General features: G+C 70.7%; 14 protein-coding genes. 8 read left to right on the forward strand and 6 right to left on the reverse strand.

What is annotated here, in order from left to right:
- The first annotated feature begins 4 nt into the window (after positions 1-4).
- A complete protein-coding gene (locus tag ACFVJX_RS13415; RefSeq protein WP_384127117.1) occupies positions 5-1,558 on the forward strand; it encodes an FAD-dependent monooxygenase in 1,554 nt (517 codons plus the stop codon).
- Between the two features lie 624 nt (positions 1,559-2,182).
- Here ACFVJX_RS13415 and ACFVJX_RS13420 read toward each other — a convergent pair.
- The 3 genes from ACFVJX_RS13420 to ACFVJX_RS13430 all read right to left on the reverse strand — a co-directional run bounded on the left by ACFVJX_RS13420 (position 2,183) and on the right by ACFVJX_RS13430 (position 7,398).
- On the reverse strand, positions 2,183-2,677 hold the full coding sequence (locus ACFVJX_RS13420; protein WP_384127015.1) for a hypothetical protein: 495 nt from the start codon (positions 2,675-2,677) through the stop codon (positions 2,183-2,185).
- A 455-nt stretch (positions 2,678-3,132) separates the two neighbouring features.
- On the reverse strand, positions 3,133-3,924 hold the full coding sequence (locus ACFVJX_RS13425; protein ID WP_384127013.1) for a calcium-binding protein: 792 nt from the start codon (positions 3,922-3,924) through the stop codon (positions 3,133-3,135).
- A 192-nt stretch (positions 3,925-4,116) separates the two neighbouring features.
- Positions 4,117-7,398 (reverse strand): S41 family peptidase, encoded by a 3,282-nt coding sequence (locus tag ACFVJX_RS13430; protein WP_384127012.1) that lies wholly within the window; start codon positions 7,396-7,398, stop codon positions 4,117-4,119.
- Between the two features lie 193 nt (positions 7,399-7,591).
- Here ACFVJX_RS13430 and ACFVJX_RS13435 point away from each other — a divergent pair, with 193 nt between their 5' ends.
- A complete protein-coding gene (locus ACFVJX_RS13435; RefSeq protein ID WP_384127011.1) occupies positions 7,592-8,164 on the forward strand; it encodes a TetR/AcrR family transcriptional regulator in 573 nt (190 codons plus the stop codon).
- 120 nt (positions 8,165-8,284) lie between these two features.
- Entirely contained in the window at positions 8,285-10,513 is a 2,229-nt protein-coding gene (locus tag ACFVJX_RS13440; RefSeq protein WP_384127009.1) for an MMPL family transporter, read from the forward strand.
- Between the two features lie 143 nt (positions 10,514-10,656).
- Here the strand turns inward: ACFVJX_RS13440 and ACFVJX_RS13445 are convergent, their stop codons facing one another.
- Positions 10,657-11,007 (reverse strand): SsgA family sporulation/cell division regulator, encoded by a 351-nt coding sequence (locus tag ACFVJX_RS13445; RefSeq protein WP_384127008.1) that lies wholly within the window; start codon positions 11,005-11,007, stop codon positions 10,657-10,659.
- Positions 11,008-11,195: 188 nt separating this feature from the next.
- On the opposite strand from ACFVJX_RS13445, the gene ACFVJX_RS13450 reads away from it, so the two are divergent.
- The 5 genes from ACFVJX_RS13450 to ACFVJX_RS13470 all read left to right on the forward strand — a co-directional run bounded on the left by ACFVJX_RS13450 (position 11,196) and on the right by ACFVJX_RS13470 (position 15,823).
- Entirely contained in the window at positions 11,196-12,263 is a 1,068-nt protein-coding gene (locus ACFVJX_RS13450; protein WP_384127007.1) for an energy-coupling factor ABC transporter permease, read from the forward strand.
- Positions 12,263-13,024 (forward strand): cobalt ECF transporter T component CbiQ, encoded by a 762-nt coding sequence (gene cbiQ, locus ACFVJX_RS13455; protein ID WP_123525533.1) that lies wholly within the window; start codon positions 12,263-12,265, stop codon positions 13,022-13,024. Before ACFVJX_RS13450 ends, cbiQ begins: the two co-directional genes overlap by 1 nt.
- The gene (locus tag ACFVJX_RS13460) at positions 13,021-13,797 is read left to right on the forward strand and encodes an energy-coupling factor ABC transporter ATP-binding protein (RefSeq protein WP_384127005.1); all 777 of its coding nucleotides are present in this window, start codon (positions 13,021-13,023) and stop codon (positions 13,795-13,797) included. Before cbiQ ends, ACFVJX_RS13460 begins: the two co-directional genes overlap by 4 nt.
- 74 nt (positions 13,798-13,871) lie before the next feature.
- Entirely contained in the window at positions 13,872-15,032 is a 1,161-nt protein-coding gene (locus tag ACFVJX_RS13465) for a serine hydrolase domain-containing protein (RefSeq protein ID WP_384127115.1), read from the forward strand.
- Positions 15,029-15,823 (forward strand): SDR family NAD(P)-dependent oxidoreductase, encoded by a 795-nt coding sequence (locus ACFVJX_RS13470; RefSeq protein WP_384127004.1) that lies wholly within the window; start codon positions 15,029-15,031, stop codon positions 15,821-15,823. Before ACFVJX_RS13465 ends, ACFVJX_RS13470 begins: the two co-directional genes overlap by 4 nt.
- 146 nt (positions 15,824-15,969) lie before the next feature.
- On the opposite strand, the gene ACFVJX_RS13475 is transcribed toward ACFVJX_RS13470, so the two are convergent.
- Both ACFVJX_RS13475 and ACFVJX_RS13480 read right to left on the reverse strand, forming a co-directional pair.
- Positions 15,970-16,416 carry a DoxX family protein gene (locus ACFVJX_RS13475; protein WP_384127114.1) on the reverse strand — a complete coding sequence of 149 codons (447 nt, stop codon included), beginning with the start codon at positions 16,414-16,416 and terminating at the stop codon, positions 15,970-15,972.
- A 19-nt stretch (positions 16,417-16,435) separates the two neighbouring features.
- A complete protein-coding gene (locus ACFVJX_RS13480) occupies positions 16,436-18,193 on the reverse strand; it encodes a discoidin domain-containing protein (RefSeq protein WP_384127003.1) in 1,758 nt (585 codons plus the stop codon).
- Between the last annotated feature and the right edge of the window lie 26 nt (positions 18,194-18,219).

The raw sequence follows: 18,219 nt of genomic DNA on the forward strand, positions 1-18,219 counted from the left end.
TGTCATGACGCACTACGACGTGGTGATCGCCGGCGCCGGTCCCGTCGGCCTGATGCTCGGCTGCGAACTGAGACTCGGCGGGGTCGCCCGCGTGCTGGTCGTCGAGCGCCTGGTCGAGGTGGACGAGACGATCAAGGCGGGCGCCGTCAACATTCCCACCGTCATGGCGATGGACCGGCGCGGGCTCCTGCCCGCCCTGGAGGAGGTCCAGCGGGAGACGATGGAACGGTTCCGGGAGTTCCAGCGGTCACGCGGCGGGGACGGGAACGCTCCGCCGCCCCCGAAGTTCGCCGGGCACTTCGCCGGGATCATGCTGGACGGGGCCCTGCTGGACGAGAAGGATCCGGCCTTCACCGACGTCGGTCCTGCGGGTGATGTGGGCCTGGTGCCGCAGTCCTCGCTGGAGCGGCTGCTCGCCGACCGCGCCGGGGAACTCGGTGTCGAACTGCGCCGGGGCGTCGAGCTGACCGGCTTCGAACAGGACGACGACGGGGTGACCGTGCATCTGGCGGCCGTCGACGGCTCGGCGCCCGAGTCCGTACGCGCCGGCCGGCTGGCCGGCTGCGACGGCGGCCACAGCATCGTGCGCAAACTCGCCGGATTCGACTTCCCCGGGACACCGCCGGAGATCACCGGCTACCAGGCGCTCGTCGGTCTGACCGGTGGTGAAGAGCTCAGGTCCGGCTGGACCGCGACGGACACCGGCGTGTACGTCCACGGCCCGGTGCACGGCCGTATCCTCACCGTCGAGTTCGACGGCCCGCCCGCCGACCGCACCGCGCCCGTCACCGCCGATGAGCTGCAGCGGAGCCTGCGCCGGGTCTCCGGCGTGGACGTCACCGTGACCGATGTGAGCACGGCGACGCGGTTCACCGACAACTGCCGTCAGGTCACCGACTACCGGGCGGGCCGGGTGCTGCTCGCGGGCGACGCGGCCCACGTCCACTCGCCCTTCGGCGGGCAGGGGCTGAACCTCGGCATCGGGGACGCCATGAACCTGGGCTGGAAGCTCGCCGCCGTGGTGTGCGGCCGGGCGCCGGAGGAGCTTCTCGACTCGTACACGGCGGAACGGCATCCGATCGGCGCGTGGGTGCTGGACTGGACGCGCGCCCAGATCGCCCTCATGCGGCCGGAGTCGCACGCGCGCAGGCTCCGCGCGGTGTTCACCGATCTGGCGCGTACCGTCGACGGCACCACGCACCTGGTCAAGAAGATCTCCGGCGTCTGGCAGCGCTACGACCTGCCGGGTGACCATCCGCTGGTCGGCCGCAGCGCACCCGATCTCCGGCTCGCCGACGGCACCCGGCTCGCGGACCACCTCCACGGCGGGCGCGCGCTCCTCCTCGACCTGGCCGACGATCCCGACCTGCGGGCCGCTGCCGGGGGCCACGGCGACCGGGTCGACGTCCGGACCGCCGTCTGCCCCGACCGGCCGGAACTGTCCGGTCTCCTGGTGCGCCCGGACGGATACACGGCCTGGGCCGCGGATCTCGGCCGGCCGGGGGGCGCGGTGGCGGAGGCTCTGGAACGCTGGCTCGGAGCACCTGCGGGGCGCTGAGCGGGCTCCGCCCCCGGGCCCCCGCTCCTCAACCGCCGGAGGGGCTTGACGGGCCCGCCAGCCCCGTTGCGAGACCCGGAGGGCTTGACGGCCCGACGGGAAGAACAGGGCAGTCAGGTGCGGGCCGTCAGGTGCGGCCTACGATTCGCCATGCGTAGGCGCCACTGTTCGATCGGCTCCCGTCGATGACCGCGTCGAACTTTCCGTCGAACGAGAGGGATTTGGCTTCCGCTCCGCACTTCACCTTTGCTTCGCTGTCTCCCTTCGAGAGGGAGAGATTCACCGAGACGGCGCCACTTCCGGAGCACGCGATCTGGAAAAGATGTCCACCCGGCAGTGATTCGGAGATCCGCTGGCCGGACGCTTTGGCCCAGTCGTATCCGGATGCGACGGGAGACGTCCGGTAGCCGCTGGGCGTGTGCCGGTCAACGAGTGCCACGGCCGGCTTGGCTGTGTCGTCCAGACTCCCGCCGGGCGATGACTGGGAGGCCCCCGAGGCAGGTGACGACGGGTCCTTCCCCGGAGCGGACTCCCCGGAACAGGCCGCCAGCCCGGCCGTGGCGAGCGCGGCCGCGAGCAGGACGGTGGCCGACCGTGCCGGGCGTCGGCGCCGACCGTCGAATGTCACGATGCAGTCTCCCAGTATTTCCAGCCGACGGAGCTCACCGGGAGGGTCGCGGTGCCTTTGGCGAGAGTGGTGGTGGTGCAGTTCGGGTTGGTCTTGTTCGACTCCCATCCCACTTTGTACCCGCTGGAGCCGTACTGCATGTGGCCGTACTTCTTGGCTCCGATGTCATGCGCGTACGTGTGGCCGACCGTCACCGCCGTGGACTTCTGGATGCTGCCGCTCACCTGCGCCTTGGCCGAGGCGAAGAGGTATTCCGCGCCGACTTCCAGCGACGTCGACACCGTGTAGGTGATCGTGCTGGCCTTGGTGACGCTGACCGTCATGGTCCCTCCGGGGCCGTCCTTGAAGGACTGGCCGCTGGCGGGGATGAAGTACCCGGTGTGCGATGTGATGAGCACCCCGTAGTCGACGGGGCATTGCGGCGGAACCACATGGGTGCTCGCACCGGCAGAGGCGGTCCCACCCCAGGTCAGTGCTACACCCATCACCATGACCGTGCTCATTCTCATGGCTTTGCTCATATTTCCCCCTGGTTGGCCAACCTGTCGGCTCCCCCCGTGGAAGCTGACATGAGCGGACCATATTGACGCGGTGAGTACACGGTCAAGGAGCTGATCGAGAACCCCGGAGGAAACCGCGATTGAGAATTCCCTCGGCCCGTTCCGAATTTGAGGACGATCTGAGGTTGGGGGTTGCGATCGGAATATCGATGCTTTCGACCTCGATCCCGGGCCGGGCCAGGTTTCTGGACGCCGATGCGACGCCCTCCGTGAGTCCGGCTCTTGACCCTCACGTGGCGTCAGGCCGCACGCGGGCTCGGCCTCGTGTGAGGCCGCCGCCGCGGAGAGCCTGCCCTTCGGAGACCACTCCTTCGGCGCCGCGACGGCCGTCTCCACCGTTCACTGCGCGTGGCCTGAATGACGCCGACGGTCCCCCGGCGTGCGGGCTACTTCACGTCGACGTAGTCCACCGCGGAGATGACCGCCGGGGTCGTCGGCGTGCCGGCGAAGGAGTAGCGGAAGTAGCCGTCCGCCGTGGCCTTCGTCGTCGTCCTCAGGTTGCCCTTGTTGTCCGTCGTGACGGTCTTGAGGGTCTTGTAGGTGCTCGTGCCGTTCTTCCTGAACTGGAGCTTCACCGGCTGCTTCGTGTAGCCCGCGTACTTGTAGGTCTCCCAGTTGGCGCGGGTCAGGGCGCCCGTGACGGCGACCGTACTGTTCTTCTTCGCCGGCTCGGGCGAGGCGTTGACCGTCAGCCTGGAGTTGCGCAGGACCTTCGCCTTCGCGGCGGAGTCCTTGCCGATGTAGTCGCCGTCGTTGCCCAGGGCGTAGGCGCTCACGGTCCAGGTCCCGGCCGTGGTGTTGTCCTGGGGTTCGATGCGCGGGTTCATCTTCAGGGCGTAGGTGCACGTGGTCGTCGTGAAACTCTGGCGCACGCACGTGCCCACGACGTCTTCGGGGATCACGAGGCCCCAGGGGTCGCCGAGCTTGTCGACGGGGCCGTGCCACATGGTGGGGAAGGTCTTTCCCACCTCGATGCCCGAGTCGTCCGTGGCGGTCACCGCGATGGTGAACCCCTTCACGTCCGTGGTCCCCAGGACGATGTTCTTCCCGCCGTTGACGACCACCTTCGTGATCTTGGTGTCGCCCGAGGAGTCATCCGCCCTGGCGGCACCCGGAATCGCAAGCGCGGACAGGACGAGTGCTCCGGCGAAGGCTGCCACGGTGGTGCGGTGACGCATGAAGGCGTTCCCCAGGTTCCAGCGCCCCGGCGATGTCCCGGGGCGGAGCCGACGATGCCCACCCGGTACGCGGATGGCGTCGGATACGACCATCGGGTGACGGGAATGGTTGCCCCCGGACGCACGGCGGCCCGCGCAGGGCGCGGGCGGCCTCCGCCGGTGGCGCGGCTCGCGCGCGGCGCCGCCCAGGTCCTAACGCGGGGGCAGCGGGGGCCGCTTGAGGTTGGGGGCCGTGTCGTAGCTCGGCGGGGTCGCCGGGGGGTGGGCGGCCAGCAGGTTCAGGGCGACCCGCACCGCGTCGTCGAGTACCGCGTGGCGGCCCTCCGCCCAGTCGAGGGGGGTGCGCAGGGCCTCCAGGTCCGGTTCGACACCGTGGTTCTCCACCGACCAGCCGTAGGTGTCGAACCACGCGGCGTTCATCGGGACCGTGATCACGGTGCCGTCGCCCAGCCGGTGGCGGCCGGTCATGCCGACCACGCCGCCCCAGGTGCGCTGGCCGACGACCGGGCCGAGGTCCAGCAGGCGGAACGCGGCGGTGATCATGTCGCCGTCGGAGGACGTCGCCTCGTCGGCGAGCGCGACGACCGGGCCCCGGGGGGCGTTGGAGGCGTAACTGACCGGCTGGGCGTCCCGGGTGAGGTCCCAGCCGAGGATCGTGCGGGTGAGTTTCTCGACGACGAGTTCGCTGATGTGGCCGCCCGCGTTGCCGCGTACGTCCACGATCAGGGCCGGGCGGGAGACCTCCAGGCGCAGGTCCCGGTTGAACTGGGCCCAGCCGGAGCCGCCCATGTCCGGGATGTGGAGGTAGCCGCAGCGGCCGCCGCTCACCTCCCGTACGACCTCGCGGCGTTTGGCGACCCAGTCCTGGTAGCGCAGCGGGCGTTCGTCGACCAGGGGGACGATGGCCACGCGACGGGACAGTCCCTCGGCCCCGGCGGGGGTGAAGGTCAGTTCCACCGTGGTGCCGCCCGCCGCCGCGAGCAGCGGGTAGGGGCCGGCGACCGGGTCGACGGGGCGCCCGTCCACATGGGTGAGGACCGCACCCTCCCGGATGCCCGTACCCGCCAGCGGGGAGCGGGCCTTGGAGTCCGACGAGTCGCCGGGCAGGATGCGCTGGATGGTCCAGTCGCCTTCCCGGCAGACGAAGTTCACGCCGAGCAGGCCCATCGCCCGCTGGTAGTGCGGCGGCCCCTCGTTGCGGCGGGCGGGGGAGACGTACGCGTGCGAGGTGCCCAGTTCGCCCAGGACCTCGCGCAGGAGGTCGGCGAACTCGTCGGGGGTGGCGACCCGTTCGACGAGCGGGCGGTACTGGTCGAGGATCGCGGGCCAGTCGATGCCGCACATGTCCGGCTCCCAGAAGTAGGAGCGGATGATGCGGCCCGCCTCGTCGAACGCGCCCCGCCACTCCGCCGCCGGGTCGACGTCGTGCAGGATGCGGCGCAGGTCGAGGTAGACCGTGGAGTCGTTGTCGCCGGGTTCGGTGGCGGGGACGGCGCGCAGTTCGCCGTCGTCCATGACGACCAGCCGTGAGGCGTCGCCGCTGACGGCGAACCAGTCGAGGTGGTCGACGAGTTCGGTCTTCTTCGCCTTGGCGATGCTGAAGTGCTCCAGGGTCGGCCGGCCCGACATGTCCGCCGGGTTGGCGAACGTCTCACCGAGCGCGCCGGAGATCGGCCACCGCAGCCAGACGAGGCCGCCGCCGCTGACCGGGTACAGCGCCGAGTACTTGGAGGCCGAGACCGGGAAGGGCGTGACCCGGCTCTCCAGACCCTCGAACTCGACGGTGACCGTGGACCCTTCGGCAACGCCCGCCTCGGCGGAGTCCACCGGGTCGAGGCCGCCCGCGGCCGGCCGGCCGTCGGGCGAGAGCGCGAAGGGGGAAGGGGTCGCCGAGGAGAGCGGGACCAGGTACGGGCGGCAACCGAGCGGGAAGGAGAGGTCGCCGGTGTGCACGTCGTACACCGGGTCGAAGCCGCGCCAGGAGAGGAACGCCAGGTAGCGGCCGTCACCGGTGAAGACGGGGTTCTCGTCCTCGAAGCGGCCGTTGGTCACGTCGACGACCACGGGGGAGCCGGCACCCATGATCCGGGCGAGTTTGATCTGGCGCAGCGAGCGGCCGATTCCGGGGTGCGACCAGGTGATCCAGGCCCCGTCCGGGGAGAACGCCAGATCGCGGACGGGCCCGTTGACGGAGCGGATCAGCTCGACGGGTTCGCCGTCGGCGTCCTCGTCGGTGTCCAGGAGGAGCAGCCGGCCGTCGTGCGAGGCCATGGCGAGGATGTCGCCGTCCGGGCCGGCGATCAGCTCCTGGACGCGGCCGAGCCGGCCGGAGGCGAGCCGGCGCGGGGCGCGGTCGCCGCTGGCGCGCGGCAGGTAGGCGATCTCGATCGCGTCCTCGCCGTCCGCGTCCGTCACGTATGCCACCTGACCGCCGCTGCCGAGCATCTCCGGCAGCCGGACCCGTACGCCGGGGGTGTCGGCGATGGTGCGGGCGGGCCCGTCGCGGTGGGTGAGCCAGTACAGGCTGCCGCGTACCGAAACGGCGCTGGCCCGGCCCGTCTCGTCCACGGAGAGCGCGTCGACATGGCTGGACGCCGGCACCTGGTAGGTGCGCCGGCCGGCCCGCGGCCCGCCGAGCCGTACCTCCAGCCTGCGGGGGACCGCGTCCGGCGACTCCAGGTCGTCGGCCAGCCACAGCTCGCCCGCGCACTGGTAGACGACGCGTCGCCCGTCGCTGGAGGCATGCCGGGCGTAGAACGCGTCGTGGTCGCTGTGGCGGCGCAGATCGCTGCCGTCCGGCAGGCAGGAGTAGAGGTTGCCGACGCCCTCGTGGTCGGAGAGGAAGGCGATCCGGCCGCCGACGAACATGGGCGAGTCCAGATGGCCGCCGATGTCCGGCAGCAGCCGTTCGCCGTGCAGCCACAGGCGCCCGGTAGCGCCGCCCCGGTACCGCTTCCAGGCGGCCGGCTCGTGCGGCGGCTTTCCGGTGAGCAGCAGGGTGCGGCGCTCGCCGTCGGTCTCCGCGACGGCGATGTCGGAGACCGGGCCCCAGGGCAGCCGGCCGCCGGGGCTGCCGTCCGTGGGCACGCTGTAGGCCCAGGAGAAGTACGAGAACGGCTGGCGGTGCGAGGACACGGCGAGGATCTGCGCGGTGTCCCCGGTGCCGGGGGTCCAGCCGCAGACGCGGGCGTCCGTCGAGCCCCAATAGGTGAGCCGGCGGGCCGGGCCGCCGGAGACGGGGGCGAGATGGATCTCGGGATCCAGGCTGCGCCAGGTCGTGTACGCGATCCGGGTCCCGTCGGGGGAGAAGCGTGGATGGCTGACTCTGGTGCGGTCGACGGTCACCCGCCAGGCGCGTCCGGGCCGGTCGCCCTCGGGTGTGAGGGGGGCGACCCAGAGATCGTCCTCCGCGGCGAAGCAGAGCAGATCCTCGTGGAGGTGCGGGAACCGGAGATACGAGACGTCGTCACTCACCCCCCAATGCTTTCCGCGCGAGAGGGCCGCGGCAACTTGTGGTGCGGAACACAAGCGAAACGATTCCGTTTCGCTGGGTGCTCGGGGTACGGTCGATGTGTACGAAACAGTTTCGTTCGGTCGGCTGGTAATCGGCCGGCATTCGAGCGAGCGACGTACGCACCGCACGAGCTCAGGAACAGGAGGTCGACCCATGGCACGCACACGGCTCACGCCCGAGCGTGAGAGCGAGCTGTACGCCGCCGTGCTCGACCTGCTCCGCGAGGTCGGCTACGACGCCCTGACCATGGACGCCGTCGCCGCGCGCACCCGTTCCAGCAAGGCGACCCTCTACCGCCAGTGGGGGAGCAAGCCCGAGCTCGTCGTCACGGCTCTGCGGCACAACAAGCCCGTGACGCTCGGCGAGGTCGACACCGGCTCGCTGCGGGGCGACTTCCACGCCGTCCTGAGCCGCAGTGACGACTGTCAGATGGAGAAGGACGCCGCGCTGATGCGGGGTCTGAGCCATGCCGTCCACGACAATCCCGATCTCCTCCAGGCCCTGCGCGAACTGCTGATCGAACCGGAAATGACCGGTCTCGACCTGCTGCTGCGCCGGGCGGTGGACCGGGGTGAGCTGCGTCCGGACCAACCGGCGCTGAAGTACGTACCGCACATGCTGATCGGCGCTGTCGCCGCCCGGCAACTGGTCGAGGACCGCGCCGTCGATCAGGCGTTCCTTCTCGACTACGTCGACTCCGTGATCCTCCCCGCTCTCGGAGTCTGACCGCCGTCCCCACGGCACCCCGCACGGCCCTCTCCCCAAGCCCCACCTGACACGCCGCTCTCGTCGTCGGGCTGGTTCCTCACGCCCTTTTCCACTCGACCTGACCGGGAGTACGCCTCCGTGGCCACATTCCTCTACAAGCTCGGACGGCTCGCCTTCCGGCGCCGCCGCTATGTCGCCCTGATCTGGGTGGCTCTGCTGGCGCTCGCCGGTTTCGGCGCGGCCTCCGCGTCCACCGCCACCTCCAGCTCCTTCTCGATCCCGGGTACGGAGGCCCAGAAGGCCTTCGACCTGCTGGAACAGCGATTCCCCGCGGCCAGCGCCGACGGCGCGACCGCTCGGATCGTCTTCAAGGCCCCCGAGAACGAGAAGATGACGGACCCGGCCAACAAGGCCGACGTCAAAAAGATCACCGGTCAGCTGAAGTCCGGCTCGGACCAGATCGCCTCGGTCGTCGACCCGTACGCGGGCAAGGCGGTCTCCAAGAACGGCTCGACCGCGTACATCTCGGTCACCTACAAGGTCAACTCGATGGAGCTGACCGACGCCACCCGGGACGCCCTGGAGGACGCGGGCGAGGCGGCGCAGAAGAGCGGCATGACCGTGGAGATCGGCGGTGACGCGCTCCAGGTGATGCCGGAGACCGGTGCCACCGAGGTCATCGGTATCGCGCTGGCCGCTGTGGTGCTCGTCATCACCTTCGGCTCGCTGATCGCGGCGGGGCTGCCACTGCTCACCGCCCTGATCGGGGTCGGTATCGGCGTCTCGACGATCACGGCGCTGGCCAACGTGCTGGACCTGGGCTCCACCACCTCGACCCTCGCCATGATGATCGGCCTCGCCGTCGGCATCGACTACGCGCTCTTCATCGTCTCCCGCTACCGCGCCGAACTGGCCGAGGGCCGGGAGCGCGAGGAAGCGGCCGGACGGGCGGTCGGCACGGCGGGCTCCGCGGTCGTCTTCGCCGGGCTCACCGTGGTCATCGCCCTGGTCGGCCTGGCCGTCGTGAACATCCCGATGCTGTCGAAGATGGGCTTCGCCGCGGCCGGCACGGTCGCGATCGCCGTCCTCATCGCCCTCACCCTCGTCCCGGCCATGATGGGCTTCGCGGGCAAGCGGGTCATGGGGCGCAAGGCGCGCAAGGCCGCCGAGGCGGAGAACCGGCCCGACGCCAAGCCGAACATGGGCACCCGCTGGGCGCGGTTCGTGCTGCGCAAGCCGGTGTGGGTGCTGCTCGTCGGTGTCCTCGGCCTCGGTGCCATCGCCATTCCGGCCGCCTCGTTGGAGATGGGCCTGCCGGACGACGGCTCCCAGCCCACCAGCACCACCCAGCGCCGCGCCTACGACCTGCTGTCGGACGGATTCGGCCCCGGGTTCAACGGGCCGCTGATGGTGGTCGTCGACACCGCGAACAGCTCCGACGGCAAGACCGCCGCCAAGCAGGTCGGCGACGAGATCTCCGGCATGAAGGGCGTCGTCGCCGTCACCCCGGCCACCTTCAACAAGGCCGGCGACGCGGCGATGATCACCGTCGTCCCGAAGGACCGGCCGAGCTCCGTCGAGACGGAGAACGTGGTCCACGCCATCCGTGACGCGGGCAAGGACATCAAGTCCGACACCGGCGCCGAGGTCCTGGTCACCGGTTCCACCGCGATGAACATCGACTTCTCGCAGAAGATGAACGACGCGCTGCTGCCGTACCTGGCGCTCGTCGTCGGCCTCGCCTTCCTGCTGCTGATGGTGGTCTTCCGGTCGGTGCTGGTGCCGCTGAAGGCGGCGCTCGGCTTCCTGCTCTCGGTCGTCGCGGCCCTGGGCGCGGTCGTCGCGGTCTTCCAGTGGGGCTGGCTCGGCTCGCTCTTCGGGGTCGAGCAGACCGGTCCGATCATGTCGATGATGCCGATCTTCATGGTGGGTGTCGTCTTCGGTCTCGCGATGGACTACGAGGTCTTCCTCGTCACCCGGATGCGCGAGGCGTACGTCCACGGCGAGAAGCCCGGCCAGGCCATCGTCACCGGCTTCAGGCACGGTGCCCGGGTGGTCACGGCGGCGGCCGTGATCATGATGGCGGTCTTCTCCGGCTTCATCGGCTCCAGCGAGTCGATGATCAAGATGATCGGCTTCTCGCTCGCCATCGCCGTCTTCTTCGACGCGTTCGTCGTGCGGATGGCCATCGTGCCCGCGGTCCTCGCACTGCTCGGCAAGCGCGCGTGGTGGCTGCCGCGCTGGCTGGACCGGGCGCTGCCCAACGTGGACGTGGAGGGCGAGGGGCTGCGCAAGGAGCTCGGCGCCTCCGCCGACGGAAGCGCCGGCCCGGACGCCGGCGGTGAGCGTGAGCTGACCCGCGTCTGAGCCGTCTCCGAGAGCCGCTGACCTCCGGGGCCGCGTCTGAGCGGAGCGCGGCCCCGGAAGCGCCGGTTACCTGTGGGGACGGGGGACCGGGGCGACGGGAGCCCCCGTGCACATCGTGCACGGGGGCTCCCGCCATGCCGGGGTCAGGCGCGGGCGGTCTCGGCCCTGGCCTCGGTGTGGGTGCGCCGCAGGAAGCGGATCAGGGGGGCGCTGTCGAACTGCACCACCTCGACACCGGTGGCGGAATGGAGCTCGACGACCAGCTGGGCCCGGCCGCACGGCCAGATCCGGAAGCCGCCCTGGGTGACGGGGGCGCGCAGCCCGCGCTCCAGCCGCTCCCGTTCGAGGGCCCACTCCGTCCCGCCAGGGAAGGCGATGTGGATCGTGTGCGGGTCGTCGGCGGTGTCGTAACGCAGCTCGACCGGGACCGTGGGCAGGTCGCGGGCGTCGGTGACGAGCCGGGCTCGGGCATGTTCTGTGATCACGGGGGACATGGGGCCGGCTCCTCCTATGCGTATCTCTTTGTCCTCCAATGTCCCATATTTTACGTAAAGAGCACTGTGAGAACCTTGGGCAGTTGTGACAGAGGCGCTCTTGCGAACGGTTCGCAACAAGGCTCTATTATTGAGAGGTTCACGACCCCGCGCAGCAACGCAGGAACGCAGGAAGCGGAGCCTCCCCCATGCATGTACCCGACGGATTCATCAATGCACCCGTCTCCGCCGTAGCCGGAGTCGTGGCCGCCGGTGCCGTGGCCGTCAGTCTGAAGGGGGCCCGCCGGGAGCTGGATGAGCGGACCGCGCCGCTGGCCGGGCTGGTCGCCGCCTTCATCTTCGCCGTGCAGATGCTGAACTTCCCGGTCGCCGCCGGTACCAGCGGCCATCTGCTGGGCGGGGCGCTGGCCGCGATCCTCGTCGGGCCCTACACCGGGATCCTCTGCATATCCGTCGTCCTGCTGATGCAGGGCATCCTGTTCGCCGACGGCGGGCTGACCGCGCTCGGCGTGAACATCCTCGACATGGGCATCGTGACCACCGTCGTCGCCTACGCCCTCTTCCGCGGACTCGTCGGCCTGCTGCCGCGCACCCGCCGTTCCATGACCGTCGCGTCCTTCGTCGCCGCGCTGATCTCGGTACCGGCCGCGGCCTGCGCCTTCACGCTGATGTACTGGATCGGCGGCACCACCGACATCCCCATCGGCAAGGTCTTCACCGCGATGGTCGGGGTGCACGTCCTGATCGGCGTCGGTGAGGCCGTGATCACCGCGCTGACCGTCGGCGCCGTCATCGCGGTGCGCCCCGACCTGGTCCACGGCGCCCGCGGTCTCACCGCCCCGCTCAAGCTCCGTATCGACGGCGAACTCGTCGACGCACCCACCCGGGAACCCGCCGCCCCGGCCCCGGCCCACCGGTCCAACCGGGGCCTGTGGGCCACCGGCCTGGTCACCGCGCTCGTACTCGCCGGCTTCGTCTCCTTCTACGCCTCCGCCAATCCGGACGGTCTGGAGAAGGTCGCCACCGACCAGGGCATCGACAAGAAGGCCGAGGAGCACGCCGCCAAGGACTCCCCGCTCGCCGACTACGGCGTCAAGGACATCTCCGACGCCCGGATGTCCGGCGGACTGGCCGGAGTGATCGGCGTCGGCGCCACCCTCGTCGTCGGCAGCGGCGCCTTCTACGTCGTCACCCGCCGCCGCCGTGCGCAGGACGAGCGGGCGGACAGCGACTCCCGCACCGACGAGAAGGTCTGATGGGCGCGGGGCACGCCCACAAGCTCTACCGGCACGGGCACTCACCGGTCCACGACCTGCCGCCGCACTGCAAGCTCGCCGCCGTCTTCTGCTTCGTCGTGGTCGTCGTCACCACCCCGCGCGAGGCGGTGTGGGCCTTCGGGCTGTACGCGCTGCTCATCGCGGGCGTCACCGTACTGGCCCGCATCCCGGCCGGCTTCCTGCTCAAACGGCTGCTGATCGAGGTGCCGTTCGTCGCGTTCGCACTGCTCATGCCGTTCGTCGTGCCCGGCGAACAGACCCATGTGCTCGGTCTCTCCGTCAGCGTCCCCGGACTCTGGGGCGCCTGGAACGTGCTGGCCAAGGGCACCCTCGGCGTAGCCGCATCCGTACTCCTCGCCTCCACCACCGAACTGCGCTCGCTGCTGCTCGGTCTGCAACGGCTCAGACTGCCGCCGCTGCTCGTCCAGATCGCCTCCTTCATGATCCGGTACGGCGATGTGATCACCGACGAGATGCGCCGGATGTCCATCGCCCGCCGCTCGCGCGGATTCGAGGCGCGCGGGGTACGGCAGTGGGGCGTGCTGGCCAAATCGGCGGGCGCCCTGTTCATCCGGTCCTACGAGCGCGGCGAACGCGTCCACCTCGCCATGGTCAGCCGTGGCTACACCGGCACCATGCCGGTCATCGACGAGGTGACGGCCTCGCGCACCCAGTGGGCGTACGCCTCGGCACTCCCCCTGCTCGCCCTCGTCGTGTGTCTGCTGGGATGGACCGTATGAGCCAGCCCTCCGCCGCCCCCACGCCGCCCTCCCTCGAGGTCAGCGGACTCGCCTACGCCTACCCCGACGGCCACCAGGCGCTCTTCGGCGTCGACCTGACCGTCGCGCACGGCGAGCGCGTCGCCCTGCTCGGCCCGAACGGGGCCGGCAAGACCACCCTCGTCCTGCACCTCAACGGCATCCTCGACGCGGGCGCCGGCACCGTCCGGGTCGCCGGACTCCCGGTCGAGAAGCGCAATCTCGCCGAGATCCGCCGCCGCGTCGGCATCGTCTTCCAGGACCCCGACGACCAGCTCTTCATGCCCACCGTCCGTGAGGACGTCGCCTTCGGGCCCGCGTCGGGTGGACTGCGCGGCGCCGAACTGGAGGAGCGGGTCACCGAAGCGCTCAAGCAGGTCGGCATGGAGGAGTTCGTCAACCGGCCGCCGCACCACCTCTCCTTCGGGCAGCGCCGCCGCGTCGCCGTCGCCACGGTCCTCGCGATGCGGCCGGAGATCCTCGTCCTCGACGAGCCCTCCTCCAACCTGGACCCGGCCTCCCGCCGCGAACTGGCCGACATCCTGCGCTCCCTGGACGTCACCGTGCTGATGGTCACGCACGATCTGCCGTACGCCCTGGAGCTGTGCGGCCGGGCCGTCATCCTCAGCGACGGGGTCATCGCCGCCGACGACCGCACCCAGGACCTCCTCTGCGACGAGGAACTGATGCGCGCCCACCGGCTGGAGCTCCCGTTCGGCTTCGACCCGCGCTCCGTGACGGTGAACATGAGGTAACTACCTCACCCGCCCCACCTGCGACCTGCGAAGCAATGCACCATGGGGGGATGAGCGGGAGCGCGGGAACAGGCGTGGACGTACGGGGCACGGTGGCGCCCGGATTCGAACCGGTTCGGGATGCTTTCATCCGGAACTTCGAGCAGCGCGGCGACCGCGGGGCAGCGGTCACCGTCTACCGGCACGGGCGCAAGGTCGTCGACCTGTGGGCCGGGACCAGAGACGTCGACGGCGTCGAACCGTGGGCCGTCGACACCGTGCAGGTCGTACGTTCCGCGGGCAAGGGCATCGCCGCCGCCGTCCCGCTGCTGCTGCACCAGCGCGGCCAGATCGACCTGCACGCCCCCGTCGGCACGTACTGGCCGGAGTTCAAGGCCAACGGCAAGGAGCGGGTGCTCGTCCGCGATCTCCTCGCCCACCGCGCCGGGGTGCCGGCCCTGGACCGGACGCTGACCCCGGAGGAAGCGGCCGACGGGGTGAGCGGGCCGCGGGCGGTCGCCGCCCAACGGCCCCAGTGGGAGCCCGGCACCGAACACGGGTACCACGCCCAGACCTACAGCTGGCTCGTCGGCGAACTGGTGCGACGCGTCACCGGACGCACCGTCGGCCGCTGGGTCGCCGAGGAGATCGCCCGCCCGCTCGGCCTGGACTTCTGGTTCGGCATCCCGGCGGACGAGGCCCACCGGGTGGGCCGGATCGGCCCGGTCGAGGCCCCCGCGGCGGACGGCACGGGCGCGCTGCGGATGCGCCCCAAGCGCTCGGTCGTGGACGCCTACCGCGACCCGGACTCGCTGACCCGCCGGGCGTTCGGGGCCATCGACCCGTTCCCCGACGAGAACGACCCCGGCTACCGGTCCGCCGAACTCCCCGCCTCCAACGGCACCGCCACCGCCCGGGGCCTGGCCCGCTGCTACGCCGCGATGATCGGGCCGGTCGACGGCCACCGGCTGTTCGCCCCGGCCACCCTCACCCTGGCCCGCACCGAGGAGTCCGCGGGACCCGACCGGGTGCTGGTCGTCAACACCCGTTTCGGGCTCGGCTACATGCTGCACGGACCCGCGTCCCCGCTGCTCTCGCCGGGCTCCTTCGGCCACCCCGGCCGAGGCGGATCGCTCGGCTTCGCCGACCCCGAATCGGGCATCGCGCTCGGCTATGTGACCAACGGACTGCAGAAGGGAGTCACCGCCGACCCCCGTGCCCAGGCACTGGTCCGCGCAGTACGGTCGGCGCTATGACTTCTGCCGCTCTCTCGCGATTCGACGGATACAGCGTTCTCATCACCGGCGCGGGCCAGGGCATCGGCGCCGCCACGGCCCGCCGGCTGGCGGCCGAGGGCGCCCAGGTCCTGGTCACCGACCTGGACCCGGAACGGGCCGGGCGGGTCGCGGCGAGGCTGGCGGAGAGCGGCGGCAGGGCGCAGGCGCTGGCCTGCGACGTGACGGACCGGGCGGCGGTCGAGGCGGCGGTGGCCCACGCCGTCTCGGTCTTCGGCGGTCTCGACGTACTGGTGAACAACGCGTACTCGTGCACACCCGACGCCCCGCTCTTCGAGGAAGAACCGGACGCGGCCTGGCAGTTGGACCTCGACGTCACTCTCAGCGGCGCCTACCGGTGCGCGCGGGCAGCGCTGCCGCATCTGGTGGAGTCCGGCCGGGGCGCGATCGTCACCATCGGCTCGGTCAACGGCGAACAGTCCTTCGGCAACCACGCCTACAGCGCCGCCAAGGCGGGCCTGACCAGCCTCACCCGTACGCTCGCCGGCCACGCCGGACCGCGCGGGGTGCGGGTCAACCTGGTCACGCCCGGCACGATCCGCACCGACGCCTGGACCGGGCGCGAGGCCGAACTCTCCCGGGTCAGTGGGCTCTACCCGCTCGGCCGGGTCGGCGAGCCGGACGACATCGCGGCCGCCGTGGCCTTCCTCGCCTCCCGGGACGCGGCCTGGGTCACCGGGACCACGCTGTGCGTGGACGGCGGGCTGACCGCGGTGAACACGGGCTTCCTGCAGGCACTCACCAAGGAGTAGCCGGGGCCTCCGGGCCGCCGCGAACGCTCACCCCGCTCCGGCACCAGCACCCGCTGAGTCCCCGACGGCACACAGCACGGCACACAGCACCGCACCGGCCTCCCGGGGACAGTCCCGGGAGGCCGGTGCGCAGGGTGCCCGCCCCCTCAGGCGGGCACCCCCAAGTGCTGCTCCTGCTGGGCCTCCACGCCCTCCCGGGTGGCTCCGCGGGAGGTGAACATCCGGTCAGCGGCCAGCGCGCCCGGACCCGAGAAGGCGATCAGCAGCAGCGTCCAGCAGAAGAACACCGCCGCCTCGCCGCCGTTCTCCATCGGCAGCAGACCCCGCTGCTGGTGCACGTCGAAGTACGCGAAGGCCATGGAGCCGGAGCCCACCAGAGCGGCCGTTCTCGTACCCAGGCCGAGGAGCACGAGCGTGCCCCCGGCCAGCTGGATGACAGCGGCGTACCAGCCCGGCCAGGTGCCCGCCGGGACCGGTGCGCCGCCGAGGACGCCGAACAGCGAGGCGACCCCGTGGCAGGTGAACAGCAACCCGATGACGATGCGGAACAGGCTGAGCACATAGGGCCTGGCCCGGTCGAGGTGAGTGATCATCATGAGTGCCGGCCTCCTGTCAGCTGTAGACGCCGAACTCGTAGAGCGAGTAGCCGTAGCCGGAGCCGCGGGCCGTGCCGTTGATCCGCACGTAGCGGCCCGTGCCGTTGACGTCGATGTCGTCGATGTCGCCGTTGCCGTCGGTCACCGACTTCACCGTCGTCCAGCTCTGCCCGTCATCGGACGTCTGGATGTCGTAGGCCTTGCCGTACGCCGGGTCCCAGGCGAGCTGCACGTGCTTGAAGCTCGTCGAGGCGCCGAGGTCGACCTGGAGCCACTGCGGGTCGCTCCAGTCGCTGGCCCAGCGGGTGTCGAACTTGCCGTCCACCGCGTTGTCCGCACCGCACGGGCAGCCGCCGGTGGGGTCGGTCTGGAACGAGGACGCCGTGGCGGTCTTGCCCTGGGAGACGTTGGTGCCGTCCACCTTCGGCGGGATCACCTTGATGGACTTGGTCTCGATGCCCGCGTTGCCCTTGCCGTCCGTGGCCTTCACATAGACCTTGTAGACGCCGGTCTTGCTCGGAGCCTTCGCGGTCAGGGTGCCGTCGCCGTTGTCCGTGGTCTCGGCGGGCACGAGCGCCTTGTTCTCGTCGATGTAGTTGCTGCTGAACAGGACCTGGTATTTGACCGCGTCGCCGTCCGGATCGCTGGTGTGGGTGCTGATCCGCACGTCACCCCCGGTGGGGACACCGGCGGTGGCGTCGTCCACCGTCATGTCCGTGATCACCGGCGGGGTGTTGTCGCCCGCGGTGTCGCCCCCGTACGCCTTCTTCACGGCGTAGTACGAGAGCCGCTTCTCGCCGCCGGGCAGCAGGTTGAACCAGACGCCGCCGAAGTCGTCCTCGACGCCGTAGTGGAACATCGTGGCGCCGAGCGCGACGCCGGTGTGGCCGGTGATGCAGTCCCACGCCTTGGTGTAGCCCTCGCCCTTGGCGACATCGGTCGGCTCGGTGGGGACGCCGTTGGCGTCGTCGTCCACCTCCCACTCGCCGGCCGGGCCGGTCTCGGTGACGATGTAGGGCTTGTCGTAACCTCCCTGCTCCCAGTCGGACTTGATGTTGCACACCGCGTTGTAGGCGTTGACGGCGTACAGGTCGAGGTCCGGGGCGTTCTTCTTGTAGTACGGCCAGGCCCCCGTCCAGGCGTCGGTCGAGGTGACCGGGTGGTTGGGGTCGACCTCGTGGATCTTCTTCGCGATGTCGTTCACGAAGGTGGTGTACGCGTTGCGCTGGGCCTCCAGCTCGTCACCGCCGTAACAGTTCTGGAGGCCGAGCGTGGACTCGTTGCCGACGTTCCACATCAGTACGCCCGGGTTGTCCTTGTAGGTGTCGACCCACTTGGGGAACTCGGCGAGCATGTCGTTCTTGTACTGGGTGTCCGTCAGGTAGTTCACACAGCCGCCGCTGCCGGGGCCGCCGCCCGGCTGGAGCCAGAAGCCGGCGATCACCTTGACGCCGTTGGCCGCCGCCGTGTCGAAGAGCGGTTTGCTGGTGGCGTCCGTGCCCCAGGTGCGGATGGTGTTGACGCCCATGGACGCCACGTCCGGCATGTACTTCCCGGCGTCGGCGACCGACGGACCCCAGGTCAGGCCTTTGACGGTGTACGGCGAACCGTCCACGGTCAGCTGCCAGTCGCCCTGCGAGCCGGTGACCTTGACGACGCTGCCGGCCGCCTGCGCGGCCGGCGCCTGGACGGCCACCAGGGCACCGGTCAGCAGGGCCGCCGCCGCGAACGGGGCCACGAGGCGTTTGGCCGAGCGGGTGGGGGGATGGTGCATGTCACTCTCCTTGCGGGTGGGTCGGC

It is taken from the genome of Streptomyces sp. NPDC127177 (assembly GCF_042672475.1).
Taxonomy (GTDB): Bacteria; Actinomycetota; Actinomycetes; order Streptomycetales; family Streptomycetaceae; genus Streptomyces.

Bases quoted from the DNA above. Each gene is read 5' to 3' on its own strand.
- ACFVJX_RS13415 (WP_384127117.1), top strand. From the start codon at position 5: ATGACGCACTACGACGTGGTGATCGCCGGCGCCGGTCCCGTCGGCCTG.
- ACFVJX_RS13480 (WP_384127003.1), bottom strand. From the start codon at position 18,193: ATGCACCATCCCCCCACCCGCTCGGCCAAACGCCTCGTGGCCCCGTTC.
- ACFVJX_RS13445 (WP_384127008.1), bottom strand. From the start codon at position 11,007: ATGTCCCCCGTGATCACAGAACATGCCCGAGCCCGGCTCGTCACCGAC.
- ACFVJX_RS13450 (WP_384127007.1), top strand. From the start codon at position 11,196: ATGCATGTACCCGACGGATTCATCAATGCACCCGTCTCCGCCGTAGCC.
- ACFVJX_RS13420 (WP_384127015.1), bottom strand. From the start codon at position 2,677: ATGGTGATGGGTGTAGCACTGACCTGGGGTGGGACCGCCTCTGCCGGT.
- cbiQ (WP_123525533.1), top strand. From the start codon at position 12,263: ATGGGCGCGGGGCACGCCCACAAGCTCTACCGGCACGGGCACTCACCG.
- ACFVJX_RS13460 (WP_384127005.1), top strand. From the start codon at position 13,021: ATGAGCCAGCCCTCCGCCGCCCCCACGCCGCCCTCCCTCGAGGTCAGC.
- ACFVJX_RS13425 (WP_384127013.1), bottom strand. From the start codon at position 3,924: ATGCGTCACCGCACCACCGTGGCAGCCTTCGCCGGAGCACTCGTCCTG.
- ACFVJX_RS13470 (WP_384127004.1), top strand. From the start codon at position 15,029: ATGACTTCTGCCGCTCTCTCGCGATTCGACGGATACAGCGTTCTCATC.
- ACFVJX_RS13475 (WP_384127114.1), bottom strand. From the start codon at position 16,416: ATGATCACTCACCTCGACCGGGCCAGGCCCTATGTGCTCAGCCTGTTC.
- ACFVJX_RS13435 (WP_384127011.1), top strand. From the start codon at position 7,592: ATGGCACGCACACGGCTCACGCCCGAGCGTGAGAGCGAGCTGTACGCC.